General features: G+C 39.7%; 26 protein-coding genes, 4 pseudogenes and 1 riboswitch. Of the genes and pseudogenes, 13 read left to right on the top strand and 17 right to left on the bottom strand.

The features are described 5' to 3' along the window. Window position 1 precedes the first annotated feature (1 nt). Window positions 2–1036, bottom strand: coding sequence for a 2-hydroxyacid dehydrogenase (locus tag CVV77_RS02805; RefSeq protein WP_100274584.1), 1035 nt, complete (start codon window positions 1034–1036; stop codon window positions 2–4). Window positions 1037–1119: 83 nt separating this feature from the next. Beyond that, window positions 1120–1211, bottom strand: a riboswitch (SAM riboswitch). Window positions 1212–1358: 147 nt separating this feature from the next. Here CVV77_RS02805 and CVV77_RS02800 point away from each other — a divergent pair. Both CVV77_RS02800 and CVV77_RS02795 read left to right on the top strand, forming a co-directional pair. Then, complete coding sequence (locus CVV77_RS02800; RefSeq protein ID WP_100274583.1) at window positions 1359–3401, top strand: molybdopterin oxidoreductase family protein; 2043 nt, start codon at window positions 1359–1361, stop codon at window positions 3399–3401. A gap of 108 nt (window positions 3402–3509) precedes the next feature. Then, window positions 3510–3803, top strand: a complete 294-nt coding sequence (locus tag CVV77_RS02795; protein WP_019258587.1) for a hypothetical protein — start codon at window positions 3510–3512, stop codon at window positions 3801–3803. Window positions 3804–4145: 342 nt separating this feature from the next. Here CVV77_RS02795 and CVV77_RS22565 read toward each other — a convergent pair whose 3' ends face one another. From CVV77_RS22565 to CVV77_RS02785, 3 genes are all read right to left on the bottom strand, one after another. Further along, window positions 4146–4379 (bottom strand): hypothetical protein, encoded by a 234-nt coding sequence (locus CVV77_RS22565; protein WP_309300181.1) that lies wholly within the window; start codon window positions 4377–4379, stop codon window positions 4146–4148. 367 nt (window positions 4380–4746) lie between these two features. Next, window positions 4747–5055 (bottom strand): Gfo/Idh/MocA family oxidoreductase, encoded by a 309-nt coding sequence (locus CVV77_RS22560; protein WP_309300180.1) that lies wholly within the window; start codon window positions 5053–5055, stop codon window positions 4747–4749. A gap of 86 nt (window positions 5056–5141) precedes the next feature. Continuing rightward, window positions 5142–5987, bottom strand: a complete 846-nt coding sequence (locus CVV77_RS02785) for a sugar phosphate isomerase/epimerase family protein (RefSeq protein ID WP_250622068.1) — start codon at window positions 5985–5987, stop codon at window positions 5142–5144. Window positions 5988–6395: 408 nt separating this feature from the next. On the opposite strand from CVV77_RS02785, the gene CVV77_RS02780 reads away from it, so the two are divergent. Further along, window positions 6396–6518: a hypothetical protein gene (locus CVV77_RS02780; protein WP_003241887.1), complete on the top strand. Its 123-nt coding sequence runs from the start codon at window positions 6396–6398 to the stop codon at window positions 6516–6518. Between the two features lie 55 nt (window positions 6519–6573). Further along, the gene (locus CVV77_RS02775; RefSeq protein WP_100274582.1) at window positions 6574–6867 is read left to right on the top strand and encodes a YozQ family protein; all 294 of its coding nucleotides are present in this window, start codon (window positions 6574–6576) and stop codon (window positions 6865–6867) included. A 168-nt stretch (window positions 6868–7035) separates the two neighbouring features. Here the strand turns inward: CVV77_RS02775 and CVV77_RS02770 are convergent, their stop codons facing one another. Continuing rightward, complete coding sequence (locus CVV77_RS02770; RefSeq protein WP_100274581.1) at window positions 7036–8721, bottom strand: methyl-accepting chemotaxis protein; 1686 nt, start codon at window positions 8719–8721, stop codon at window positions 7036–7038. 311 nt (window positions 8722–9032) lie between these two features. Here CVV77_RS02770 and hpaB point away from each other — a divergent pair, with 311 nt between their 5' ends. Then, entirely contained in the window at window positions 9033–10484 is a 1452-nt protein-coding gene (hpaB, locus tag CVV77_RS02765) for a 4-hydroxyphenylacetate 3-monooxygenase, oxygenase component (RefSeq protein WP_100274580.1), read from the top strand. A gap of 53 nt (window positions 10485–10537) precedes the next feature. Here hpaB and exlX read toward each other — a convergent pair whose 3' ends face one another. Both exlX and CVV77_RS02755 read right to left on the bottom strand, forming a co-directional pair. Beyond that, the gene (gene exlX / locus CVV77_RS02760) at window positions 10538–11236 is read right to left on the bottom strand and encodes an expansin ExlX (RefSeq protein WP_060398757.1); all 699 of its coding nucleotides are present in this window, start codon (window positions 11234–11236) and stop codon (window positions 10538–10540) included. Between the two features lie 268 nt (window positions 11237–11504). Continuing rightward, the gene (locus CVV77_RS02755; RefSeq protein ID WP_100274579.1) at window positions 11505–12182 is read right to left on the bottom strand and encodes a YoaK family protein; all 678 of its coding nucleotides are present in this window, start codon (window positions 12180–12182) and stop codon (window positions 11505–11507) included. 171 nt (window positions 12183–12353) lie between these two features. Between CVV77_RS02755 and CVV77_RS02750 the strand changes: the two genes are divergently transcribed. After that, window positions 12354–13391, top strand: coding sequence for a polysaccharide lyase family 1 protein (locus CVV77_RS02750; RefSeq protein WP_100275131.1), 1038 nt, complete (start codon window positions 12354–12356; stop codon window positions 13389–13391). A 222-nt stretch (window positions 13392–13613) separates the two neighbouring features. Here CVV77_RS02750 and CVV77_RS02745 read toward each other — a convergent pair whose 3' ends face one another. From CVV77_RS02745 to CVV77_RS02735, 3 genes and pseudogenes are all read right to left on the bottom strand, one after another. Beyond that, entirely contained in the window at window positions 13614–14387 is a 774-nt protein-coding gene (locus CVV77_RS02745) for an acetoin reductase (RefSeq protein ID WP_100274578.1), read from the bottom strand. A gap of 272 nt (window positions 14388–14659) precedes the next feature. Continuing rightward, window positions 14660–15038: pseudogene (locus tag CVV77_RS02740) on the bottom strand (hypothetical protein). Between the two features lie 161 nt (window positions 15039–15199). Then, window positions 15200–15919, bottom strand: coding sequence for an NPP1 family protein (locus CVV77_RS02735; protein WP_100274577.1), 720 nt, complete (start codon window positions 15917–15919; stop codon window positions 15200–15202). Between the two features lie 266 nt (window positions 15920–16185). Between CVV77_RS02735 and CVV77_RS02730 the strand changes: the two genes are divergently transcribed. Next, the gene (locus CVV77_RS02730; RefSeq protein ID WP_100274576.1) at window positions 16186–16869 is read left to right on the top strand and encodes an SOS response-associated peptidase; all 684 of its coding nucleotides are present in this window, start codon (window positions 16186–16188) and stop codon (window positions 16867–16869) included. A gap of 373 nt (window positions 16870–17242) precedes the next feature. Here CVV77_RS02730 and CVV77_RS02725 read toward each other — a convergent pair whose 3' ends face one another. From CVV77_RS02725 to CVV77_RS02715, 3 genes and pseudogenes are all read right to left on the bottom strand, one after another. Continuing rightward, a complete protein-coding gene (locus CVV77_RS02725; RefSeq protein ID WP_019258600.1) occupies window positions 17243–17545 on the bottom strand; it encodes a hypothetical protein in 303 nt (100 codons plus the stop codon). Window positions 17546–17754: 209 nt separating this feature from the next. Then, a complete protein-coding gene (gene oxdD / locus CVV77_RS02720; protein ID WP_100275130.1) occupies window positions 17755–18942 on the bottom strand; it encodes an oxalate decarboxylase in 1188 nt (395 codons plus the stop codon). A gap of 82 nt (window positions 18943–19024) precedes the next feature. Then, window positions 19025–19405, bottom strand: a pseudogene (locus CVV77_RS02715) (DUF4944 domain-containing protein); the annotation flags it as partial. Between the two features lie 211 nt (window positions 19406–19616). On the opposite strand from CVV77_RS02715, the pseudogene CVV77_RS02710 reads away from it, so the two are divergent. From CVV77_RS02710 to CVV77_RS02700, 3 genes and pseudogenes are all read left to right on the top strand, one after another. Next, window positions 19617–20531: pseudogene (locus CVV77_RS02710) on the top strand (response regulator aspartate phosphatase); the annotation flags it as partial. Window positions 20532–20565: 34 nt separating this feature from the next. Beyond that, window positions 20566–20688: a phosphatase RapK inhibitor PhrK gene (phrK, locus tag CVV77_RS02705; RefSeq protein WP_019258603.1), complete on the top strand. Its 123-nt coding sequence runs from the start codon at window positions 20566–20568 to the stop codon at window positions 20686–20688. Between the two features lie 176 nt (window positions 20689–20864). After that, complete coding sequence (locus CVV77_RS02700; RefSeq protein WP_100274575.1) at window positions 20865–21227, top strand: hypothetical protein; 363 nt, start codon at window positions 20865–20867, stop codon at window positions 21225–21227. 97 nt (window positions 21228–21324) lie between these two features. Here CVV77_RS02700 and CVV77_RS22115 read toward each other — a convergent pair whose 3' ends face one another. The 3 genes from CVV77_RS22115 to CVV77_RS02690 form a co-directional block, all read right to left on the bottom strand. Continuing rightward, on the bottom strand, window positions 21325–21519 hold the full coding sequence (locus tag CVV77_RS22115; RefSeq protein WP_084994401.1) for a hypothetical protein: 195 nt from the start codon (window positions 21517–21519) through the stop codon (window positions 21325–21327). Between the two features lie 66 nt (window positions 21520–21585). Further along, window positions 21586–22080, bottom strand: coding sequence for a hypothetical protein (locus CVV77_RS02695; protein WP_100274574.1), 495 nt, complete (start codon window positions 22078–22080; stop codon window positions 21586–21588). A gap of 104 nt (window positions 22081–22184) precedes the next feature. Then, window positions 22185–23096, bottom strand: a complete 912-nt coding sequence (locus CVV77_RS02690; protein ID WP_100274573.1) for a VanW family protein — start codon at window positions 23094–23096, stop codon at window positions 22185–22187. A gap of 372 nt (window positions 23097–23468) precedes the next feature. Between CVV77_RS02690 and CVV77_RS02685 the strand changes: the two genes are divergently transcribed. From CVV77_RS02685 to CVV77_RS02675, 3 genes and pseudogenes are all read left to right on the top strand, one after another. After that, window positions 23469–23951: a DUF2975 domain-containing protein gene (locus CVV77_RS02685; protein WP_100274572.1), complete on the top strand. Its 483-nt coding sequence runs from the start codon at window positions 23469–23471 to the stop codon at window positions 23949–23951. A gap of 10 nt (window positions 23952–23961) precedes the next feature. Next, a pseudogene (locus CVV77_RS02680) lies at window positions 23962–24218 on the top strand (helix-turn-helix domain-containing protein). A gap of 91 nt (window positions 24219–24309) precedes the next feature. After that, a complete protein-coding gene (locus tag CVV77_RS02675) occupies window positions 24310–25107 on the top strand; it encodes a DUF817 domain-containing protein (RefSeq protein WP_084994394.1) in 798 nt (265 codons plus the stop codon). 166 nt (window positions 25108–25273) lie between these two features. Here CVV77_RS02675 and CVV77_RS02670 read toward each other — a convergent pair whose 3' ends face one another. Further along, window positions 25274–26146 carry a LysR family transcriptional regulator gene (locus CVV77_RS02670; protein WP_100274571.1) on the bottom strand — a complete coding sequence of 291 codons (873 nt, stop codon included), beginning with the start codon at window positions 26144–26146 and terminating at the stop codon, window positions 25274–25276. Between the last annotated feature and the right edge of the window lie 15 nt (window positions 26147–26161).

The following is a 26161-nucleotide window of genomic DNA, read 5'->3' as shown; positions in this document are numbered from 1 at the left end:
CTTATGCCTCTGTTTTTAGCTTATCTTTGTTATACAATGTCGGAATATTAAGAGTTTTTTCAACCTTCCATTTTTTGAGGGCTTCATTCAGGATCGTCACGTGATGATCCTCCACTTCAAAGGTTGCTCCAGCGAGATGCGGTGTTGCCAGAACATTAGGCAATGAAATCAATTTGTAATCCGATTCCTCTGGAGGTTCATGATAAAAAACGTCTAAAATGGCTCCTCTGATTTTATGTTCTTTTAATATAGACAAAAGATCGTCACGATTTACCACAACCGCCCTTGAAGTATTGACGAAAATCGCACTCTCTTTCATCAGATCAAAATATGCCCGATCAATCAGTCCAAGTGTTTCCTCAGTACGAGGCAGATGGACAGAAACGATATCACTGACTGAAAAAACCGTTTTAAGAGATACTTTTTCATATTGGGGATGATCGTCTTGTACGTAGGGATCGTAATACTTTATTTTACAGTCGAACGCAGTCAGCAGTTTTGCAATCCTTTGCCCAACCGCGCCAAACCCAACCATGCCGACCGTTTTTCCCGTTAATTCATTTCCTTTAAATTTGACATAAGCCTGCAAGTAATCGCTGTCCCACTTCCCATCCTTCAGCCATTGATTCGAGGTGCTGGTATGGCGGAGAAAGGAAATCACATTACCGATAAACATTTCAGCAACGGCTTGCGCATTCCGTCCAGGCGTATAAAAAACGGGTATGCCTCTTTTTGATGCTGCGGCCACATCCACATTGGAGGGCATTCCCCTGCACACACCGACAAATGAAAGTTCTGGAACAGATGCAAATACGCTGTCTGTTACTTGATCAAGCTCAGTAATCAAGCCTTTCGCATTTGTTGCTTTTAATAGCTGAATGATTTCATCTTCCCGGTATGCCCGGCCTTGCTCCTTCCAGGTATGATAAGCAACCGAGCCGAACAATTTTTCAAGCTCTTTGCGTCCTTCTTCGTTGTACGGTGCTGTAACCAAAACCGTCATGGTGCAAAACATCCTTTTCATCATATTTTTCATAAAAAAAATCTCTTTCCGAAGATGGAAAGAGATTCATATATACGCGTGCCCTGTTACAGACAGACGCCGGTATAAACCTTGCTTTCCTATCTTTCAAGCTGACGCTTGCTGGAATTGGCACAATAATGTTGCCGAGGTTTCATAGGGCCAGTCCCTCCACCTCTCTGGATAGAAAATGTTGAGTATGTAATTTTCAGAATGAAGAATACGTTTATCATAAAGAAGTCTCAGATTGATGTCAATCTCTTTTTTCAGAATTGACGTTATCATCCGAAATGTTATAATTCTTACAAAATATCTAACTAGAGAGAGGAACTGGGCCATGAAATCTTTTGCAACACAACAAAACGGCATTTTCAAATCCGTTTGCTCGCTGGACTGCCCGGATCAGTGCGGATTATTAATACATAAAAAAGACGGAAAAATTGTGAAAGTGCAAGGTGATCCCGACCATCCTGTTACGGCCGGAAACATATGCAACAAAGTCCGAAACATGACGGAGCGCATCTATGATGAAAAGCGGCTGACTGCACCGCTCAAACGGACTGGTGCGAAAGGCCAAGCAATATTTGAACCGATTTCTTGGGAAGAGGCGATCGATACCATTACCTCCCGCTGGAAACAGCTGATTAATGAAGAGGGAGCTGAAAGCATACTTCCATATAGCTTTTACGGAAATATGGGAAAATTAACAGCTGAAGGAATGGACCGCCGCTTCTTTTACCGCATGGGTTCAAGCCAGCTCGAACGGACGATTTGCAGCAAAGCGGGATCTGAGGGCTATAAATATACAATGGGTATAAGTGCGGGAATTGATCCTGAGGAAACCATTCATACGAAACTATTTATTTTTTGGGGGATCAACGCGGTCAGCACAAACATGCACCAAATTACAATCGCCCAAAAAGCACGAAAACAGGGAGCCAAAATTGTCGTGATCGATGTGCATAAAAATCAGACAGGGCGTCTCGCAGATTGGTTTATTCCCATAAAACCCGGAACCGACAGTGCACTTGCCCTTGGCATCATGCACATTTTATTTAAAGAAAACCTTCATGATGAAGCATTTCTGTCCGAATACACGGTCGGCTATGAAGATCTCCGTGAACACGTGAAACAGTATGATCCGGAAAAGGTGTCACTGATCACCGGTGTCAGCACCGAAGATATTTACCAGCTGGCAAGAATGTACGGGGAAACCTCCCCTTCTTTTATCAGAATCGGAAACGGACCCCAGCATCACGATAACGGCGGGATGATTGTAAGGACAATTGCCTGTCTTCCGGCGATCACTGGCCAATGGCTGCACAAAGGGGGCGGCGCAATTAAGCATAACAGCGGAATTTTAGAATATAACACGAATGCCTTGCAGCGGCCTGACTTACTGAAAGGGCGCACACCGAGATCGTTTAATATGAATCAGCTTGGCAAAGTGCTTTTGGAAACAGATCCGCCTATTCGCTCTCTTTTTATTTACGGGACGAACCCGGCCGTTGTCGCGCCGGAAGCGAACAAAGTCAGACAGGGCTTGCTGCGGGAAGACCTATTTACTGTAGTTCATGATTTGTTTTTGACGGAAACGGCTGCATACGCAGACATTGTCCTTCCTGCAACATCCGCTTTTGAAAATACTGATTTTTATACCTCCTACTGGCACCATTACATTCAGCTTCAGCAACCGGTGATTGAGAGATATGGTGAAAGCAAGTCTAACACTGAAGTGTTCCGATTACTGGCTGAAGCAATGGGGTTCACAGACCAGGAGCTCAAAGATTCAGATGAAGAATTAATCCGCCAGGCACTTGACCATCCAGATAATCCATATTTGGCGGAGATTGATTACGATTCACTTACAAAGCATTCATTTATGAAAGCAAAACGCGAAAAACCGCTGTTTCCGGGCAAACTTCCGACGCCAAGCGGAAAAATAGAATTATATTCGAAAAAAATGAAACAAGACGGTTTCCCAGCTTTACCGACATATACGCCTCTTGCAAGCGATAATGAACATCCGTTTATGTATGTTCCGGCGCCAAACCATAATTTCTTAAACTCAACGTTTTCGAACAATGAAAAACACATCAAGCTTGAAAAGACGCCAAAACTCTTTATCAATACAACAGATGCTGATGAACATGGAATCGCTGATGGGGATCCTGTACGAATTTGGAACAGCCAGGGAGAATGCGAGCTGACCGCTGCAGTCGGAGAACAAGTGCTGCCAGGTGTCGTAGTCAGCCAAGGATTATGGGCGGATGAACCGGGAAAAAAACAGCTTGTAAACGCGCTTACCCCAGACCGCTTGTCCGATATGGGCGGCGGCGCCACCTTTTTTTCAGGCCGTGTGCAGATTGAAAAGGCTTGAAAAGATAACAGCCAGAGCACGTTCTGGCTGTATTTTTGTTTCAAGATAATGAAACCCGGAGTATGCCAAGCTCGTATAACATTACATCGACATATTGGAGGCATGCACATGGACGTTTTTTTAGCAATTGGTATTGCTTTGGCTGGATATTTTATCGGTGAAGGCTTAAAGCAAATGAACCACCCAAAAGGTAATGAACAAAGTGATATCTTGCTTATAAAAGAACGAGATATTCACTTTTACATCGCACATTTTTTAGGAATTACGACAGCAGAGGCAAAACAGTTAGCCGGAGACATGACAGACATTCCTTACATTGAAATAAACGGAAAAAAGTATGTACAGAAACATATGTTAAAAGAATGGACATTCACATTAGTTGAGAAACATCAGGGTGAATAAAGCAAATCTGAGGAGAGTGAGAATCATTGTCACGCTCTTCTCAGTTCAGCTGTATAGATTGGCCACCACCAAAACTTTACCCATAACCGGTGATAAACCGCTCAAGCCACAATCAATGTTCTTTCCTCAAACGGCTCAATATGCCCTTTCCACATCAGTACCTGCTGATTGATAACGTATGCTTTCGAAGCACTTTCAACATGTTATTGATAATCCCTCAAACCGCGCCTTTATCTGCGGATCAAACACAGTTTTCCACCCAACGGACACCTTCCACTCCCGCTTCAATAGCTGAATACCACATGTGACTCAATTCTTTCCCGCGATCAGCAGCCTCCATTGCTACAGCAACCGTGAATAAAGATTTAACCACGCTTCAAACACAGGATGGCCGCCACCTTGTAATGCTTCTGAGTATAAATATCCCATTCCGCGCTCTAAAATCTGTGCCGGTTTTCCCTGTATTTGCAAACGCAGCTGGTTAGGCTGTTCATCCCACCATTCAATACTGGCTTTGGAACCAATCACACGAATTTTTTGGCCATGCATAGATCCGGCATTTACACAAGAAGACACACCGTGCCGACCGCGCCATTATCATATCCTATGATTGTATAAGCATTGTCCTCTAGAGGCGCTCTGCCTTTCATAAAGCTTTGTTTCGCACACAATAGTTTTTTCCGGCAGCATTACTTCAGATAAAAATAATGGATGAGTGCCTAAATCCCCCAGTACATAACTAGAACCTGCAAATTTCGCATTTCGTGCTCGGGTTATGTAATTCCACCTGATCAGAGTGAAATCCGTGTGCAAAATTGCATATGAATCATGCGATTTTCACCTAATCCCCATTTGCGATCAGCTGGCGGGCCTGTTCTCCCATTTAATGCCCTGAATAGCCATATGCAATGCCGACAACCCGTGTTTTTCTTTGCAAGACCTTCTATTCTAGTTCTTTTGCTTCTTCGATCGTAAAAGAGAGGTTTTCACATACGACATGCAATCCGGTACTCAAAGCTGCTTTACAGATTTCATAATGAGTGGCATTGGGAGTTGCGACTGACACAGCCTCAATACCATCTTCACGTTTCGCTTCTTCAATTATGTTCCGAAAATCTGAATAGCAGCGTTCCGGAGAAACATGCAAATTTATACCGAACTCTTTCCGACGTACCGGAATGATATCAAATGCGCCTGCAACCAATTGGAAGTCATGATCACGCAATGCCGCTGAAGCGATGAATGTATCCAATTTGACTTCCCCGGCCGCCTCCTACCATTGCCCAGCGTATCGGTCTTTCCACCCTTTTTTTCGCCATTAATCATTCTGGTTCCCTATCACTCGTAACCAACACTTTTTAAATAAGCAATGCTTTGACTGACATCTCTTAAACTAGTATCAGAGTTTCTCGGATCACGTTCCTGTTCGATGGTAATGTAGCCGTGATAATGAATGTCTTTCAGCAATTTATGAATGGAATCATAGTTAATGATTCCTTGGCCGATCGGACACATGACTCCTTTTGCGCAAGCATCAAAAAAGCGGATATGCTCCCCCATCACCTGCTGATATACACTTTCATCAATGTCTTTAAAATGGATATAGTCGATACGGTCCGCACATTCTCTGAGCCATTGTTCCGGATCCATCTTTGAATAATACAAATGCCCTGTATCAAGACAAAGACCCGCAATGTCGTATGGGATATCCTTTAATAATTGCTGAATTTCATCCTCAAACTCAATATAGCCCCCTGCATGAGGATGGATGACGGCCCGCACGCCATATCGCTTCCAAGCCCGTTCCGCAATTGTCTGAATATGAGACATCATACGGTTCCAATCCTTTTTAGATAACCGTTTCGCTTGGTCAGGGTGCCCCGCCTTGTAATCTCTTTCGTCATGCCCCCAGTCAATCAGGACCAAATAAGGCGGTGTAAAGTGGCCGTCCTTTTCCTGAAAAGAGAAAGGGAGTTTTGTCATAAGAGAACATATATCGTCTGCTTGCTGCAGCAAGTTTTCTAAATGAGACGCTGTGACTAAATCATCGAAAATGGTACCGGCAATAATGGACAAATTGTTTTTAGAAAGCTCAGCTTGAACCCGCTCGATATCCATCGGAATATAACCGTATGGACCCAACTCGATCCCTTTATAACCAGCTTGTGATGCTTCCTGCAGCACTCTCTCCCATGGGGGAAGAAACGGATTTTTCGGATCGTCTACCCCCTAGCAGCAAGGCGCACCAGCAATGTGAATACTCATCCCCAACACCTCTATTTTTAAATTATTGAATAAAGCGCTTTCTTTTAATGGGATAACATATTGGTTGAAAAGCACATTTATTTGATTTTCCTCTTTTTCAAATGTTTTGTACAGTGTTTTTCCAGCTTTATAAAGCATCCTGATATACGCAGTGGGCTAACAATAGGTTTCAAAAATACCTTTACCCATATTAAATAATATGACTGACATGAAACTTACTCTCTTGCCTAAATGGGAAGAGAACGAAAAAAAGCGAATGAATACCTGCCCAACAGACAGAATAAGAAGAGTTGATATTTCAACACTTTTCGTAAAGGGGTGAAACCAATGAGTAAGAAAGGCATTCAAAATTCAAGTATTGAACAAATAAGAAATGACCATGAGACTGAAACAGCTTTTAAAGCAGATGATCCTAAAAAACACGGTTCCGATCCTAAAAGAACGAAATAAGTTTTTGCTTAATCCCATATGACACTGTTAAATTCAATAATCTGGAGTGAGAAAAGTGACTCAAAAAAATGGAGCAGACAGACCGGATGACTACAAAAGATTTTCTTCAATAGACAAGGAATATGATTTTCAGCAATCTTTAAATGAAAGTGGTAAGACAGAGAATGTAAACCCTGATACTCAAACTCATAATAAAGAAAACATAAATGACACCACGGATGTAGCTGGAAAATATTTCGACGCCTCGGATTATAAAGGAACTACGCAATTGGAAAAAGGATTGGCTGAAACTCATGAACAAGTCAGCGATGACTATTTTGAAGGAACGATCGATCAAAATTTGGACTAGTCATTCAAACGGGGCTAACTTGAAAGAAACAAGTTAGTTCCGTTCTTAGGAACAAACACAGTAAAAATGACTGTTCCCGAATCAATGCTAACATCTCCTAACCAGCAGATATTAAGGAAGACTAAAACCCCACCGAATAAGATGGGGTTTAAAAGTAATGTAACTTAATTAATATTTAAAACGATTAATGACGGTTTGAAGTTCTTCCGCCAATTGGGATAGAGATTCTGCAGCATAGGAGATTTCCTCCATTGAATTAAGCTGCTCCTGTGAAGATTTTGCAACCGCTTCTGTATTTGCTGATGTTTCTTTTGTACCAGCGGCCAATGTATGAACTGTATGCTGAATGACTTCAACGCCTGATGTAAGCTGCTGTGTTGCCGCTGCCACTTCTTGTATTTGAGAAGTGACCTGTTCCACCAGGTTCAGTATTTCATTGAAATTTCCTGTTGTCTCTTGAGAAAGAACAATACCTGAGCTCACATTTTCTTGAACAATCTTGATGTTATTCACCGTTTCAATGGATTCATTTTGGATAGTTGTTACCACCGATTGGATGTGGTTTGCAGATTTATTCGTTTCATCAGCTAATTTCCGAACTTCTTCTGCCACCACAGCAAATCCTTTTCCTTGCTCTCCGGCTCTGGCCGCCTCGATCGCTGCATTCAGAGCTAATAAATTTGTCTGCTCGGAAATATTTGTGATCAGTGAAGAAATATCGCTAATCTCAGCTGTGCTCTCTACCAATGCCTGCAATCCATTGCCGGCTGAATCTACAGATGTATCAATGAATTTCATCTGATCTAACATTTTGTTGACGGATTTAGACCCTATTTCAGCCTTGTCTCTCATCGAAGAAGAAAGATCCGCTATGTTACCTGTATTTGAAGCAACAGATGATATACTGTCTAATAATTCAGTAATGGATTCCGCACTCTTTTCAGTCATTGAGCTTTGCTTCACATTGCTGTCGGCAGCCATCTGCATTGCCCCGGAAATTTGTTCAGAAGTTGATTTCGATTCTTCCGCGTTTGCTGATAATTCTTCGGAAGATGCGGCGACTTGTTCAGATGAGCTGCTGATCTGCTTCACAATTTGAGTTAATGATTGGGTAAAAGAATTGAAAGATTGAGCAAGCTGACCAAATTCGTCTTTATTTTTAACAATGACTTTTTTGGTTAAATCAGCCTCTCCGTGAGCAATTTCCTCCAGCTGCTTATTCATACTTCTCAATGGAACCATAATGGACTTTAACAGCAATAAGCTTAAAACAATGCCTGCCATTGCTGATATCCCTGTGACAATGATGATGAACCATTGACTCATTTTCCCATTGTCGCGTATTTCGCCTTTTAGATCCTCCACCTCTTGATCCAGGCGATCTGTCAGTTTATCGACAGCCGGATCTACAACGTCTTTTCTTAACGTTCTTTCTTCTCCAAAATGGATGGTTTCTGCTTTTTTAGGATCTGAAGAGTAGGCTGTTAATATCTGCTGATTTAAAGCTCTATACTGAGTGAAACTTGTTTTAATGTCTTCAATATTTGATTGATATTTCTCTTCATCAATCAAGCCATTGATCCGATCAAGGCTCTTTAAGACATCTTCTGCTTTTTCCTTCATTCCCTCGTCATATTCTTTGTCTCCGGTGATCAGGAAGCCTCTTTCATCATTTGATAACCCGGTCAATCGATATTGGATCTGCTTCATCTCTTTTTGGAATTCCATTTTGTCTTTAAGTTCTTCATTCTTTTTTACAGTAGAAGAAATCATAAAAACAGAGGAGCCTCCAATTCCAATCATTGAAACAACTAATATTGATATAATCCCCAGCAATTTTGTTTTCACTTTCATGTGTCGTTTTCCCTTTCTGCACGATGTAATGATTGACATAATAATGTTCAAGCGTTGGCATGCAATTCGCTTACGCCCATGACAATAATATCGACATGTTTTATAAAATTTTATAGTGATGTCTTACTCGGTAAATAAGCCAATTCTTTAATTTGCTGACTTGTCTGCGTAGTATTTGAATTTCTCTTTTTCGCTTTTTCTAATTAAGGCATACTAAAAAAGGCTTTTCTTATCTCAAATTGGCTGAACAGGCTGTTCTTTCGAAAATATAATGACAATACGCAACATGATGTGAAGGAGCGAAACGTCATATGGGGATCATCAATGGAAAAGAATTCATTGACCGATTAAATAAACTACAAAACGAAATATGGTATGATGGCAAAAAAATTGAGGGTAACATTTCTGATCATCCTGCATTTAAAGGAATAATCAAAACCAAAAGCTCGCTTTATGATTTGCAAACGAAGGATGAGTTAATGAATGAAATGACTTATTGCCTTCCTGGAGAACATGACCCAATCGGTCTCTCATATCTTCAGCCTAAAACCAAGAGTGATTTGAGAAAAAGAAGGAACATGATTGAACATTGGGCTAGACATACTCACGGAATGATGGGGAGAAGTCCGGATTATATGAATACGGTCATGATGAGCTTTGCATCCTCAGCAGAGCTTTTAAGAGATAAAGAAAATTGCTTTCCAGAACATATACTAGACATGTATAAACAAGCTGCTAAACACGATCTTTCCTTTACCCATACATTCATTACTCCCCAAGTGAACCGGTCACAGTCCTATTTTGGCTCCAGTGAAAAACCAATATCTGCTAAAGTTATGGATAGGACCGAAAAAGGATTAATTATACAAGGCGCGCGTCTGCTTGCAACCCAAGGCGGGTTAACGGATGAAATCCTGGTTTTTTCGGCACCTAAATTTTTCTTTGAAACAGATGAAGCCTTTGCTTTTTCAATTCCATCTAATACAAAAGGCGTTAAATTCATCACAAGAGAATCATTTGTATTAAGCGAATCATCCTTTAATCATCCCTTAAGCTCAAGGTATGAAGAAATGGATTCAATCGTTGTTTTTGATCAGGTACTAGTGCCATGGAATCGTGTGTTTTTTTATGATAATGTTGAAGTAGCTAAAGATTTTATGACAAAAAGCTCCTTTCATGCCTTTACCTTTCATCAGGTCGTCATTAGGCAAATGATAAAGGTTGAATTTCTATTAGGAGTTGCACAGCTTCTTGTCGACACTATTAATGTTTCTGAATATCAGCATATACAACAAAAACTCTCTGAAATCATTGTGGGGTTGGAAACCATCAAAGCACTCATTGAGAAATCAGAAAATGACGCTCAGTTAGATGAATTCGGCTATATGCGTCCCAGTTTGATTCCTCTTCAAGTCATCAGTACGATCATTCCTACTCTATATCCTCGATTCACTGAAATCATTCAGTTAATTGGCGCTAGCGGAATGGTGACGCTGCCGACAGAAAATGCGTTTGACTCAGAGATACGGGAAGATCTTGATCAATACCTCCAAGCAACCAATACAAACGCTGAAGAACGTGTGAAAATTTTCCGCTTGGCTTGGGATTTAACAATGAGCTCATTCGGAACAAGGGAAACTCACTACGAAAGATACTTTTTCGGAGATCCTATTCGGATTTCAAGCAGACTGTATACAAGTTATCCAAAGCAGCAGCAAGTGAACATGATTAAAGCGTTTTTACATGCGGATGTTGATGATTGATATCTATTCATACTAAAAAAAACAGCGGGAAAAGGTCCGCTGTTTGGTATTTTTCATTCAGGAAACTGTACATGCCCCGGCACTGTATATGCATTGGACGTTCCGCTTTCAGGCAGCTTCGGAATCGTGTCTTTCACAACTTTTCCGCGGATGTCAGTGATTCTGACTGTGAGAGAGCCTGTCCCTAAATTAGTGCTGACAAAATGGTTATAGTCCATTTTCTCCATGTTGATCCACTTTCCGTCTTTATTATATTCCATTTTCATAACAGGATACTTGTGATTTCTGACTTGGATTGCAGCCCACCACCTGCTGCTGCCTTCTTTGATCCGATACGTGAAATTGCCCGTGATTGGGGCTTTGACAACACGCCATTTAATATTGATTTTTCCGTCTTTGATATTGCCGATTTTACGAAAGGCATTAGGTGACAGATCGAGCGCTCCCCGAGCGCCTTCAGGGTATAGATCGGTAACGTAGACAATTGTTTTTCCTTTTGGACCTTGAACTTCCAAATAAGAACCTGCAAGTGCTGCTTTTACTCCTCCGTAATTGAGATCTGCCGGATTTATTGCAGTAATCTCCATATCAGAAGGAATGGGATCCAGCAGGAAAGCTCCTCCTGAATAACCTGACCCTGTATACGTTGCATAGCCTTCATGCAGGTCATCAAATGCTGCCGAAGCTTGCGGGGAAAAACAAAGGATCATCAACAAAACCATGCCAACAACTGCACTTATTTTCTTTTTCATACCTGTCCTCCTCAATCCAGACTTCAAATGAGAATCATTATCATTGTAATACTCAATCCATCTGGTTTGAAAGAGGAAATAGATTCATAGATATTTTATGACAGATTCACTATCATACATATATCCAAGGAAATGTTTGATGAAAAAATCAATACGAATGAACGAGTATGCTCATCAGCCGAGTGACTTGTTTTTATTGAGCTATATTCTTATAGCAATAACCGAAATTAAACGAGTTTTTGGCCTGACAACAGCCAAGCAGGAAAAATTATTTTTCCCCGCTCAGTTTTAACTTAGCTGTCATCATGATGCCAAATATCAGCACGATCGGAACCCAAATGATGATGTAATAAAAATCAGGCTCAGCTAAAGCCACAATAATAGCCCCTACACAATATAAGATAATGGCCAGCGCTCTTAACACAGCATCTCTTAAAAATGTCTTCTTCTGCTTTTTAAAAAACAAACGGCCGGACAAATCCTCTAACAGAGAAGCCAATGTTCCGGTCAACACAGTTGAAGAAATACCTGCGATCCCCAGCTTTTTGGCTGCTATTGTTTGAACCCCCATCGAAATGCTCAAGAGAATAATGAGGATGTATACAGGAACATAAGACGAATAAAAAGAAAGACAAGCAAAAACAAATAAAATGAATGCTTCAAGTGCAAGCGCTTTTGTCACAGCAGAAGGCCAAAGGGTATTTTCTGCCTTTCCGACCATCAGTGTTGAAATAATCACGCCGCATATAAATCCGATTAGCGCAGTCAAAGAATTAAAAACAGTGACCTGAAGGGATTTGCCGATAGCCAACCCCAATAATACAATGTTTCCCGTCATATTAGCTGTGAACACATGTCCCAAGCTTAAATACCCGATTACATCCACGATTCCAGCTGTTAAACATAAAAGTGAAAGCAAGGTGTTTCGATAAGCTGCTGCAGTCAACGGTGTATCAATCCTTTCTTATTTCAATTGAAAGTGTGTCTTTAAAACGCGATCGTATATTTTAAAAAACCCGGCTTTAATTAGGAAGATAGAACCTATTATTCCTTTCCATTAACTGTAATAATAATCCCCGCGAGGAAATTTATTAAAATTGAAAGGGAGCATATTATGATGAAACGATTTTGTTTATGGTTGGCCATGTTCAGTTTGTTATTGGTTCTTTTGCCTGGAAAAGCGTTAGGCGCCGTCGATTTTCCAAATACCTCAACGAATGGCCTTTTAGGATTTGCGGGAAATGCTAAAAATGAAAAAGGCATTTCTAAAGCGAGCACAACGGGCGGAAAAAACGGTCAGATTGTTTACATTCAAAGCGTAAATGATTTAAAAACCCATCTAGGAGGATCAACTCCTAAAATTTTAGTGCTTCAAAATGATCTTTCCGCATCTTCGAAAACAACAGTCACCATTGGTTCAAATAAAACACTCGTAGGCTCATACGCGAAAAAAACGCTAAAAAATATTTATTTAACAACTTCATCTGCCTCTGGAAACGTCATTTTTCAAAATCTGACTTTTGAACACAGTCCGCAGATTAATGGAAATAATGATATCCAGCTTTATTTAGATTCCGGCATCAACTATTGGATTGACCACGTCACATTCTCAGGCCACAGCTATAGTACAAGCGGAAGTGATTTGGACAAGCTCCTGTATATCGGAAAATCAGCAGATTATATCACGATCAGCAACTCAAAATTCGCGAATCATAAATACGGTTTGATTTTAGGATACCCAGATGATTCGCAGCATCAATATGACGGCTATCCCCACATGACAATCGCCAACAATTATTTTGAGAACCTGTATGTAAGAGGCCCGGGTCTTATGAGATACGGATACTTTCATGTTAAAAACAATTACAGCAACAACTTTAACCAGGCCATTACGATTGCCACAAAAGCAAAAATATATTCCGAATATAATTACTTTGGAAAAGGCAGTGAAAAAGGCGGGATCCTTGATGACAAGGGCACTGGTTATTTCAAGGATACAGGCAGCTATCCGTCTCTCAACAAGCAAACCTCTCCGCTGACTTCCTGGAATCCCGGATCTAATTACAGCTACCGTGTCCAAACGCCGCAGTATACAAAAGAATTTGTCACGAAATACGCCGGATCACAAAGTACAACACTGGTATTTGGCTACTGACACAAAAGAGGCCTGCGTAAAAAAACGCCGAGCCTCTTTTTTACTTATAGGCTATTTTTAAGCGGTCTTGTTCCCTCCATCAGATTGGATGAAGGTACTGAAACAATTCCTTTTGCTCCTCTTTATGACTTTTTCACGATAACTTCTCAACGATTTTTATTATACCAGTTTGATACAAGTAAAAAGAATTCATATTATAAAGTTTCAATATATTGATTTTTATCATCTATAAACGAGACCGCCATCAGTTAATATGGCTTGACCTGTAATGTAATCTGAAGCATCTGAAGCTAAGAATGATACCAAATTAGCAACGTCCTCAGGTGTTTGATATCTTTTAAGGGCTATTTCCGAAGAAAATTTTTCAAAAGCTTCTCCTGGCTGCAAATCATCACTATGTTTCACCATTTCTTCATCAATTCTGTCCCACATTTTTGTTTTTGCGATTCCGGGACAATATGCATTCACTGTTATGTTATACTTCGCCAACTCTTTAGCAGCTGAATGTGTAAAAGACTTCACCGCATGCTTCGTCGCTGAATATGTGCCCAGCATTACAAATGACTCGTGACCCGCTATACTGCATGCGTTAATGATTTTGCCCTTTGTTTCTTGTTTGATTAACTGGTCAGCGGCTGCTTGAGTGCCAAAGACAACTCCATTCACATTAACCTGAAATAATCTATTCAGTTGTTCTTCTGTGATTTCCAAAAATGGAGAAACAGCTTCAATCCCCGCATTGTTTACAAAAACATCTAAACGGCCAAACTGATCTACTGTTTCTTTAACCAAATTGAATTGGTCATCACGTTTTGATACATCACCTTTCACACCAATCACCTGAAAGTGTTTCTCTTTAAAATCTGAAACCGTTTCATTTAGCAATGCTTCATTGATATCATGCAGCACTACACGAAAACCATCTTTACATAGTCTTTCTGCGATGCCTCTCCCTAATCCGCCTGCAGAACCTGTAACTATCGCCGTCTTGGACATAAATATTCCCCTTTCGCAATGAGTTAACGTGACTATTATTTATTTTAACAAATCAATTTTTCTCTACATCATGTAAACTGCTTAGGTTTGCTCTTATTTAAAATCATTCGTCCGAACTTGCTCCCCACCCCAATTGCCATATCAGAGGGATGATTATGCCGGGCATGCTTTTCTACTCGTAAAAAACATTTCAATCAATGTCCTTTTCATCTTATCTTTAGACACGTAAAAAAAGGCCAAGTATTAGACCGGCCTTAACGTTCAATCTTTTATTAATATTCGTACAACTCATCAAACTGATAACCATATAAGCCTTTAACTTTCACTTCTCCACAGTCCTGATCTTTCGTTAACTCTAAATAATGATTCTTGTACGGCATCGCTTCTGCTTGATCAGTTGCGCTGAAATCGAAATGGTTGCCGACTTAGCGTGATTTCATTTCCTGATAAAGAAAGGCGAAATAGTCTAGCATGAATTGTGCATCCTTCCGCATCAAAAATTGTGAATCTGTAGCCGAACTGAGACGGAAGCCTATTTGGATTTGAATCATCGGACATCATGAACTCTTTTTGATTTTCTGTCATCGTAAAGCTTACTTTTTCCTCATTTTTTACAATAGCTGCTGAAGCATTCCCTGCACTGATTGTCATAAAAAACAAAGCTAAGATTAACGTGAAGAACTTTTTCACTTAGATTCCCCCAAGCCTTTTTATTTCAATATATTGGAATTTGAGGCTTTGATCAATATAAACTTTGATAAATAAGTCTTTAGGGTCAATTCACACATCTTGTAATGAAAATGCTGAATTAATTATCTAAACCATGCCTTCACTACATGATTCTTGAAATTGGGATCATTAAAAGGAACATTTGCTTTACCGAAATCTGTTATATTTAAAGAATTTCTCGCTGCCGGAGTTAAGTCTTCCCACCCGATTAATGGTTGAGTGCCCCCTGCTGCATGATCACTAATATGTAATTCATGGTTTAAGGGCCATGTGCTGTCGTAAGCAATTAATGGATGTGTATCCTTCATATTGCTTTCATTCGGTTGAACATTTGTAAATTTTCCGTGTCCAGAGTATGCAATTGATAAAACTTGTGGATTTTGATTAGCAGGATTGTCAACCCAAACTACGATGCCTTCCCAGTCATGTCTATGACCCAAACTTGGAGAAGCCTCATCCTTCGGAAAATACCAAGAATACATGATGGCCCACACGCCATTATACCAAGTTGAACGTGAATAAATTTGTCCGGTATGTTTGCTGCAACCCCCTTCAGGCGCTCCAGTCGGCTGTAACCCGCCACTCGTATTGCCTTGTGCGTCTACTGCCGGAAAGGGCACACAGCCGCTATAAACCTTCAAATACGACTGGAACCGTTTTGCGGCTTTTTGAGAAACAGTAGTTGGGGCAACTTCAGTGAATCCTACTACTTTGTCATGATCAATGACAGCAGCATCAACTGTTGGAACTAAGCTGATAAAAGCGAAAAATGACATCAACACAGCACACACAATGTTCTTCATTTCACTTTCCTCCTTATCGCATTCGTTATGTAAAGTCTAAGCTGCAAAGTCATTATACAAATAGTGGAACCTCTATTCAATCACGTTTACAAAATCTTAAAATCAATAAACATAATCGGTACTGGCCTGTCCTTTTTTATCATTGAACATTTTTTCCGCCCTTATTGCTTCTACCTTCAACCGTTAGCTTGCAGTGCATTTCGCCTTTTTGATTTTCATCTATCCAGCCTGTACAATATTCAAAAACCCCAAAAAGGATGATGGACATGTGCGGCAGGTTTACTTTATTCTCTGCATTTGAAGATATTATTGACCACTTTGACATCGATCAATTTTTACCTAAAGACGAATACCATCCAAGCTATAATGTCGCTCCATCACAAAGCATCCTGGCAATCATCAATGATGGATCAAATAATCGCCTAGGCATGATTAGATGGGGTCTTATTCCTCCCTGGGCAAAAGATGAAAAGATCGGCTATAAAATGATCAACGCACGAGCTGAAACATTACCCGAGAAACCGGCCTTTCGAAAACCGCTTGTCAGCAAACGCTGCATCATTCCAGCCGACAGTTTTTATGAATGGAAACGGCTTGATCCCAAAACCAAAATTCCGATGCGGATCAAGCTGAAATCATCTGCTCTTTTTTCGTTTGCCGGCTTATATGAAAAGTGGAAAACAAACCAAGGGACCTCTCTTTACACCTGCACAATCATAACAACTAAGCCTAATGAACTCATGAAAGATATACACGACCGAATGCCTGTTATATTGACTCATGATCATCAAAAAGAGTGGCTGAATCCTCAACATACAAATCCTGATTATCTGCAAAGCTTACTTGTGCCTTATGATGCTGGTGACATGGAAGCATATCAGGTTTCATCATTAGTGAACTCACCTAAAAATAATTCACCTGAGCTTCTTGTTGCACAGAATCGTATGTAATGATTGAATTTCTATATCATAAGATTTTGTAAATAAGCTTTAGTCCTTAGTGCCGATCTATTCCAGTTTTAATGAATATTTAGTACACAGATCATTTAGTTGTTAATACGATTGATAATTTCATTACTGAAAAATAATATTATTATGTAAACCGTAAATAAATAAGCAATGTAAACTCCTTTACAACAGGGTTTACATTGCTTATTTAAACTTAATCCTTGCAGAAAATCGCTTTATTGATCAGCTTTGTCAGAAAAATAACTGAACCACATTAAACTTATGAAGCCTGCAGCACCTATGATTGTAAATATGATATAAGCCCATGTGGGTAAATCCATACACTTTCCCTCCTAAGAAATAGTTAAGGGATTTTTTATCTTCGGCCTTCTTCTTTCTTTTTCTTATCCAATTTAATACCTATGAAAATGTTGATTATTGCAGCTGGGACATATAAAAATCCTACTCCCAGAATGCCTAAAATTGTACTTAAACTTACTATGTAGCTTTTGGTCATCACTTGACTGTCAATTAAAATAAGAAGTGTAATCAATCCAGCTAAAACACCTGCAAACCAGGCATTTCCAACAGCGTAAGAATCATCTAGCACTCCTAGTAATTGTCCAAAGATTGAAATTCCAAGAGCAGTAATACTGGATAATATCGTGAGTGCTTTCATTCTCGCCTCCGTAGTCAATTAGATAATGGTTATCATTTCCACATAAACATTTTAAAGTTCACAACAATACTATGCAAGCAGAAAAACCCTATATAACGTATCTTACATAGGGATTTAATATCAGTGTATCGTATTCTAATGAACATTCACCCCTACTGCAGCTTTTAACGTAACAATAGTGAAATCCGTTGTGTGATCGGTTAACTTCTTTACGTGCTGGGATATTTCACAACAGGCACTTTCTTCTTACGCAGAGAATCGAGCATCACTGATCCAGCCTTCAAGTTGCCTTGCACTAATTCTTTAGGCGTTAATGCCATCCACTGATTGAGTGACACGTCTGCATAGCGGTCACTTTTGAACATTTCTAAAAACCATAACGTTTCTGTACCAGTGTTTTGTATATAATGTCCAGCATTGGAAGGCACGTATCCAACGTCGCCTGCTCTATAATCAAATGTGCGCGCAGTCCCATTCCCGATAAATACTGTCATGCGTCCCTGTCCTGTCAGATAATACTGCCATTCATCGCTATAGGGATGCCAATGAAGCTCTCTCATCGCGCCAGGCTCAATCTGAACAAGTGCTGCCGCTATGTTTTTTGAAATCGGGAAGTTAGAAGAGTCCACAATTCGTACGCTTCCCCCAGGCGTTTGAATGGGGGTTTGATTTAATAACTCGTATTTGAAAGTCAAGGGGACTTTTCCGTAAGGTGACTGAATGTCTTCACTGGCGACTGATCCCGGCACATTTCCTTGATAAATATAGACTTGTTCTGAAGGAAGAGAGTGAAAAGCATTCTCTGGGACACCAAAATTTGCAGACAGAACATCTTTTGGCGTGTGTGCAAGCCAATCTGAAATGGTTAACGTTGAAAACTCAGAAAAGTTTCCATCATCGAAGACGAGCAGAAATTCGCAATGTTCTAATCCTTGAATGGAATGCGGAATTCCTGCGGGAAAGTACCAAAGATCGCCTGGACCAACATCAGCAATGAAATTTCGCCCCTCTTGGTCAACTGCGGTGATACGGGCCTGTCCCAAAAGCATATAAGCCCATTCCGCTTGTTTATGCCAATGAAGTTCACGTACGCCTCCCGCAGTTAAGCTCATATTTACTCCTGCAATTGCGGTCGAAATCGGAAGCTGCCTAACGGTGATTTCACGTGACCAGCCGCCGTGATCTAATTTCATCGGTGCATCTGAGAATGAAAATCTCAAATTAGGAATCATACCTTCGTCTGTAACAGGCGGAACAAGTATATTTGGATTTTGAATATCTCGCATCATATTACGAGGTCCCGCATCAATAGCTCCGGCTCCATCACTTCGAATAGGCTGCGGCACGTTTCTGTCTTCATGATTGATTGGCTGCTTTTCCAACAGTAAACACCTCAACAAGTTTTTTATTTCAGCCTATGCAGGGGCTCATATTGCTGTGCCTAGAGATCCGCAAATAAAAAAGTGGCCATCATCACCGTTATCTTTTATACCATGGCTTCTTATGTAATTTGATTTCTTCTGTTTGTTTTTTCTCGTCTGTCTTCCACTCCACTTTAACTAATACATCATGTCCTATCACTTCATCTTCAGGCATAAAATCAAAGGTAGCGATATGGTCTTCCATGTGTCCTCCACCTGGCATTTCTTCGCCTGTATACTCTGATAAAGCATAATCTTCTCTGTCATCATACTTTTTCCCATCTATGAACAAGGTGATTTTTTCAACAACAGTCCTCTTTTCGTCTTTCTTACTCCCCTGCCAATACAAATTTAAAAAGTAATTAGATCCAATTGACGTCTTGTCTGATTTTTCAAGGTTAGAAACCCACAGTCCGCTTTTTCCGCTGCCCTCATACTTAGTAGGAAAATGGGGTTAAAATGTTACTGATAAGAACTTAAATGAAAGCGCTACAGGAACAAAACTAAATCTTATAACATGCTCTTACATGCATTTTTTATTTCATTGAGTCAATTACCTTCCAAAACGATTACATTCTTTAACAAAATTCCCTATGATTGTGGTAATATCTTGATGAGATATTTTCGAATTTTGAGAAAGAGGGGTTTAGATGAGCAAGATTGCTTCAGAAGTTGTTGCTACTGCGCTTAATGATTGGTACATTGCTATAAAGAAACAGAAGGTTAATGAATCAATCAAGTATTACTCAGAAATAAAAAAACAATTTGATGATATGGAAGAAGATCAGGAGGTTCTTGCATATTACAGTTTATTAGAAGAAAGACATAAGATGTTGTTACACTCATCACGAGGAGAACCATTACAAAAGCACACTTACTTTACTGAAGACAATCAAGCCTTTATTAAGAAAACCAACGACAAATTGGAATACAATTTTTATTTATTTGAAGCCATGTACGAAGCGTATAACAAAAATTACGATCGAGCTATTAATTTATACGGATTAGCAGAGAAAAAACTTGCAGAAATTCCAGATGAGATCGAAGCAGCAGAATTTTACTCCAAAGTCTCCTACCTTTACACTCTCGTTAAACAAAGTGTTGTATCACAACACTATATAAAAAATGCCATCACTATATATAAGCGATACCCTGATTACAAGTGCAAACTGGCTGTATCATTAATGATTGCAGCAGCAAATTATGCTGATATTAGACGATTTGAAGAGTCAGAAGAATATTATCTGGAGGCAATAAACATTGCTAAGGAAGTAAAAGATGAATTTTTGAAAGCACAGTTATATCACAATCTCAGTATCGTTTATTCTGACTGGAACAAATCCAATGAGTGTATTAAGTCTCTTGAAAGGGCTTTAGCAGAGGAATCTTGGGCAGATTCAATTTATTATATCCATTCAATATTCATGATGATTAAAGAACAATTTAAAATTGACGAAAAAGCGAAAGCCATTCATTTTTACAATAAAGCACAGGAAAGACTCATATCAATGGAGAATAACATATACGAAGCCAAAATCAGCATCTTATACAACCTTTATTTTGGGCTGAACAGAAAATGAATCAGGTGGAGGGAATCTTATGAAAAAACTAGTGCTTTGCGTGTCTATTTTAACTGTGATATTAAGTGGAGTAGCTTTAACGCAATTGAGTACAGATTCACCATCTAGCATCCAAGTTGCTGAAAGGCCGGTCGGAGGTTAAGGAAAAGATCAATGAATATAGCCCACCTTATGAGAGTGGGCTTTTTGTTTTTTATCACTCCAAACTCCCTACACCTAAGGCGAATAAGTATAATTAGACCCATTAATTCTTATCAAGAGAACCACAAAGCGGTAAAATGTTATCATGACTTATTAACAGATAAAAGAGGGATTAATTTGAGAGAAAAATTATATTCATGTTTAATTTGCGGATATAAAGGATTAAGTCAAAATCCTTTATATAAAGGCAAGTATCAAAAAACGTTTGATATTTGCCCATGCTGTGATTTTGAGTTTGGCTACAGTGAGGATCATGATGTCAGATTAGGCTTTATTGTAACTCCGGATCATTTAATCGAGGCTGCATTTCAATTGTATCGTAAACAATGGATTGAGTCTGGTATGAAAATTGCTCATCCTGAAGATATTCCTGAAGAATATAAAAACGGTGATTGCCTAAAATTTGAAGTTTTGTTGAAACAATTGAAAAATCTAAATCTTGACATAGAAAATTTTGAAATTGACGGCTTTCAGGTTTAACTGCGTTGCATGTTTTTCAAAGGTGTAACTGTCTTTTTCTTTGTAATTTTAAGCTGCAGGAAATGATCCAGCTGCTTGGTCATTTCGATACCTTTCTTTATTCGTATTCAATCAAGACTTTGTGATCATCGACAAACATTTCACTTCCATCGGATAAGTGTATCCAAAACGCTTCCTCTGGTTCTTCTCTATAGTCATAAATCGCAGTAACTTTGACGTTTGACTCATCTTTGATTGGTTTTCCAACTGTTATTTTCGTTTTTTCCTCTGGCAAAGTAATGGATCTAATCATCAAAGCCCTCCTATCATTTTTGTTTTACTCTCCCCTTTCCTTTCTGGAAATATGCCGCTCTAAAGCCTAATTAACGCCATCTTCAGTGAATTTAAAGGTTTGTTTTAAGTGGCGTCCTTCTATCCCCTTTTGTGTCCAAATAATATTAACTTCTAATTCAGAAGCCTTATCTGCCAGCATAAAATGCTTGAACCTCAGCGGCGAACCATCGTTTAAACTGTCAGCTAACGTTTTAGAATCTTCTTTTTGTTTTATACAATTTTCATCAGGACAACCAAAAAGTGAAAACCTTGTGATTGAATCAGGGTCATTTCTATACAGTTGCACATCAACTGTAGCTGCTTTTACCCCTATGTTTTTGACTTCCAAGGAATATACTTTATATTCCCCGTTTTGAGGTCTTGCAAATTCCTTTACATTCTTTGCTTCACTTACTTTTACTGACCACTGGTCTGTTTTTTGTGTAATGGGCAACACCGTAAAAGTCAGGGCTTGCGCTTTTGATTGAACAAAGGTAAATCCAAATATTAAAACACATAAGGAAAATAATACCCTTTTCACTTTTTTTATCCCTTCTTTCTTTTTCATTCGCTTTTCAATAAAAGTGTGTCTTAAACATGATGTTGAGCAGTTTACAAGCTCTTAACCATCTAAGAGTATGTGCCTTACCGCTCGTCATTTATTTCTTTCGGTATCTGAGATGGTGCTTTAGGAACTTTTCGCAGTTTGTTATTGATCACATCAGAAGAGTAGAGTGTAACAACCATACTCCCCCCATGCCGTTTTGCCCGAATGAGTATTGGTTGATTATATTGGTTTTGAAAGAGAAAGTCTGGACCTCCCCAGCTTACTGTAGCATCACGTCCAGGAGGAACATATGGCACGCTTCTTGTATGAGAATAGCGCTGAACAATTCGCAGCCCCGCACGATCAACAGCATTAAATAGTGTTGATGATACCTGACAAATTCCTCCGCCCACGCCTTCAGACAACTCACCTTTAACGATAATGGGCGCACTCTTATAGCCTTTGTCCCGTGTTCTCATTCCAACAACTTGATTAAATGAAAACGTCTCATTAGGGAAAACAACATGGTTGTCAATTGCTTTAGCAGAAAGTGAAATATTGTGGGAACGGCTTTCATTGCTCGAATTAAAATAAGTTACGTACTGACCGAGCTTCTGCGTACTGATGTGAGCCAGCAATTCGCTGTCAACTTTCGGATAAATATTCAATTCAGGTACTTCTACCTTGGAGGGACCTTGGCCGTAGAAATAAGCATAAAACTTTTCCATAAATGCCTGTTGATACAGTTTGTAACCAACCCTGCCAGGGATGATGCTCCCCTGATCGTTAAGTGCAGCATTTATCGGCTCACGGTAAATTTGCTGATCGAGCTGCAAGATGAACTTACGGTACTTTTCATGGTCAATCAGCGGCGTACCGGGAAGAGGCATCGTAAAGTTTTCACGGTTAACAGTGGCAATCGTCCGTCCCTCTTGTGTGATCGTTAAGCTGTCAGGCTGTTCGCTCGGCTGAGCCAATAATAATAGGCCAGTGATCCAAATTTGTATCATAAGTCGGTTTACCTCCCGACCATTAGTATGAACAGCAGCTTATCCTTTGATGTATTTCTTCCCATCGTTTGTTTGAATATTTAGATGCTGATTTAACTTATTTTTAAGCAATAAAAAAACCCTCATAGAGAGCTATTTCTTTAAGTGTTCACATCAATTCCCCGAGCTCACTGAAACACACGGTTTAAATCGTTGAACAAGTTTAAAATGATAGAGCATCTCCCTCGCATGAGGATGCCTTTTTGTGACTGTCTAAAATAAAAAGATCATTTTATAACAACAATAAAATAATCCTTTTCAATATTTTTTTATTGTAAAACGATAAATCGTGTGTTAAATTCAATTTGACAATAAATAAGTGAGGTGCTTTTTATGAATCGAGTGTCAACACTCTTTTTAAAGATTGCTGTTATTCTAATTGGAATTCCGATTCTTGCTTTGTGCATTTTTGTGGTGCCTAGGATAGCCAATTATACAGCAGAATTATTTCCAAATATGGCTTATATACAATATCTCGTTTTCATCTTTTTGTATGGAGCGGCGATACCTTTTTACTTTGCTCTTTATCAAGCGTTTAAGCTTTTAAGCTATATCGACAAGAACAAAGCTTTCTCTAAAATTTCTGTAAGAGCTTTAAAGAATATTAAATACTGTGCGGTCACTATCAGTATCTTGTTTGCGGCAGGCATGCCATTCTTTTATCTCATGGCCGAGATAGACGACGCCCCGGGTATCATTGTCATCGGATTGGTCATTATTTTTGCTTCAATGGTGATAGCAGTCTTTGCTGCTGTTCTTCAAAAACTGTTAAAAGAAGCGATTGATATAAAATCAGAAAATGACTTAACGGTCTGAGGTGATGAACATGGCAATTATTATCAATATTGATGTGATGCTTGCTAAAAGGAAAATGAGCGTAACAGAGCTTTCGGAGAGGGTTGGCATAACGATGGCTAATCTTTCTATATTGAAAAACGGAAAAGCAAAGGCCATTCGATTATCAACCTTAGAAGCGATTTGTAAGGCTTTAGAATGTCAGCCAGGAGATATTCTGGAATACCGAAATGAAGAAAACACACAGGATTCATAAAGAAAAAATATTTATCATCAAAAGAAAAATAAAGTGATTTGGCGGTGATCCTATGGACGTAACCCAATGTCCATCTAAGCGTGCCTTACATATATCCAGAAAAAAACTTTGGAGGCACACATCATGAGAGCCCTAAAACAACTCGTTCGTTTTGGTTGGGAACAGGCCCTTTCATGTTTGTTTCCTGTCGTTATTTTTGCCTCTTTGGCTATTACACAAATCATCCCTCTCCCCTTCTTGCCGCGGTATGACTGGCTGCTCATCATCTGCGTTCTCATGCAGTGGTGGATGGTGCGTTCCGGGCTTGAAACACGGGATGAATTAAAAGTGATCACCTTGTTTCACCTAATTGGACTTGCTCTTGAACTTTTCAAAGTGCATATGGGCTCCTGGTCTTATCCAGAAGAAGGATATTCCAAAATGTTTGGGGTGCCTTTATATAGCGGCTTCATGTACGCAAGTGTAGCCAGTTATCTATGCCAGGCGTGGAGAAGGCTTAATGTTGAACTGGTTAAGTGGCCGCCGTTTTTTGTAGTTGTACCGCTTGCGGCTGCAATTTATTTGAATTTTTTCACCCACCATTATTCGATTGACATTCGCTGGTGGTTATCTGGACTTGTCATCATTGTCTTTTGGCAATCATGGGTCATATACGAGGTGAATGGAACTCACTACCGTATGCCGCTTGCACTTTCTTTTGTGCTCATCGGATTTTTTATATGGATAGCCGAAAATATCGCAACATTTTTCGGGGCTTGGACATACCCAAACCAAACCAAGGCATGGAGTCTCGTTCATCTAGGAAAGGTGAGTTCATGGCTCTTATTAGTAATTGTTAGCTTTCTTATAGTTGCAACGTTAAAACAAGTAAAGGAACAGAATCCCACAAAGGCTGAAACTGCCAATTTTTATAATTGTTAAAACCCTTTTTAAAAAAGTCTTGGTCCTGCGAATGGCAGGGTCAAGACTTTTTCAGGTTGAAGCTCTCCTAGCGCCCAAAGTTTCAATAAGTTACTGGGAAAAAGCAACGTTCGAATTGTTGCTTTTTTCTTATGATTGATCGCCTTATGTTTTTTTGTGTACGGATTTAAATCACGTCTGCTTTCAAGACCTTGATAAACTCTTGCGCCGCCGGCGTTATTTCATCAAATGAATGCGCGATAACGCCAATATCGCGGGTGATCCGCGGAAAGATGTCTTTTTTGATCAATTGATGCGGGACAGATGACAGTGTAAAGTTTGAAATAATGCCTATGCCCAAGTTGTTTTTAACCATATTGATCAAGGTTTCGGCATTTTGCACAGTTAAGTTTTCCTTTAATTCAATGCGGTGCTGCTGAAACGTGTTTGACATCGCAATTTCATGACCGCCTTTGCAAAAAATAAGGTTATCTTGATATGTTTTGAGGTCGACATGCTTTTCCTGTTTTAATTCGTCATATTGTGGCGGGATGACAGCCACCATATAGTCTTTGCACAATAGTTGATGTTCAAACGGTTCAAATGGAGATGCTGCGACCCCAATATCAACCGTCCGATCCTCGACCCATCCTTTGATTTGATCAGAGGTCCCTTCGACCAATTCTATGCGGATCAGCGGGTAGTTTGATCTGAATGCCGCAATCGCCTGCGGCATGATATTTGTTGAAACAGCAGGAAATGAACCGATTTTCACCTTCCCGCTTAACAGCTTGTTTTCCCGGTTGGCTACTTGATATATTTTGCTTTCAATCCCCTTCATTTGCCTCGCCAGCAGCAAAATTTCCTTTCCGACGTCAGTCAGCATTAAACCATGATGTTTATCTCTGATCAATAATTTCAGCTGCAGCGAGCTTTCCAGATTTTTAATCGCTTTGCTAACCGCTGGCTGAGAGATGAACAATTCTTTTGCCGCTTCTGTAATATTCAATTTCTCCCCGACTTTTACAAATATGTGAAGATGGTTCATGTTCATAACCATTTGGTTATACCCCCG

The sequence above is a fragment of the Bacillus sp. SN1 genome (assembly GCF_002796895.1).
Lineage (GTDB): Bacteria > Bacillota > Bacilli > Bacillales > Bacillaceae > Bacillus > Bacillus inaquosorum.
Note: the sequence above shows the minus strand (reverse complement) of the source record. Positions and strands in the feature narration are given on the sequence as shown.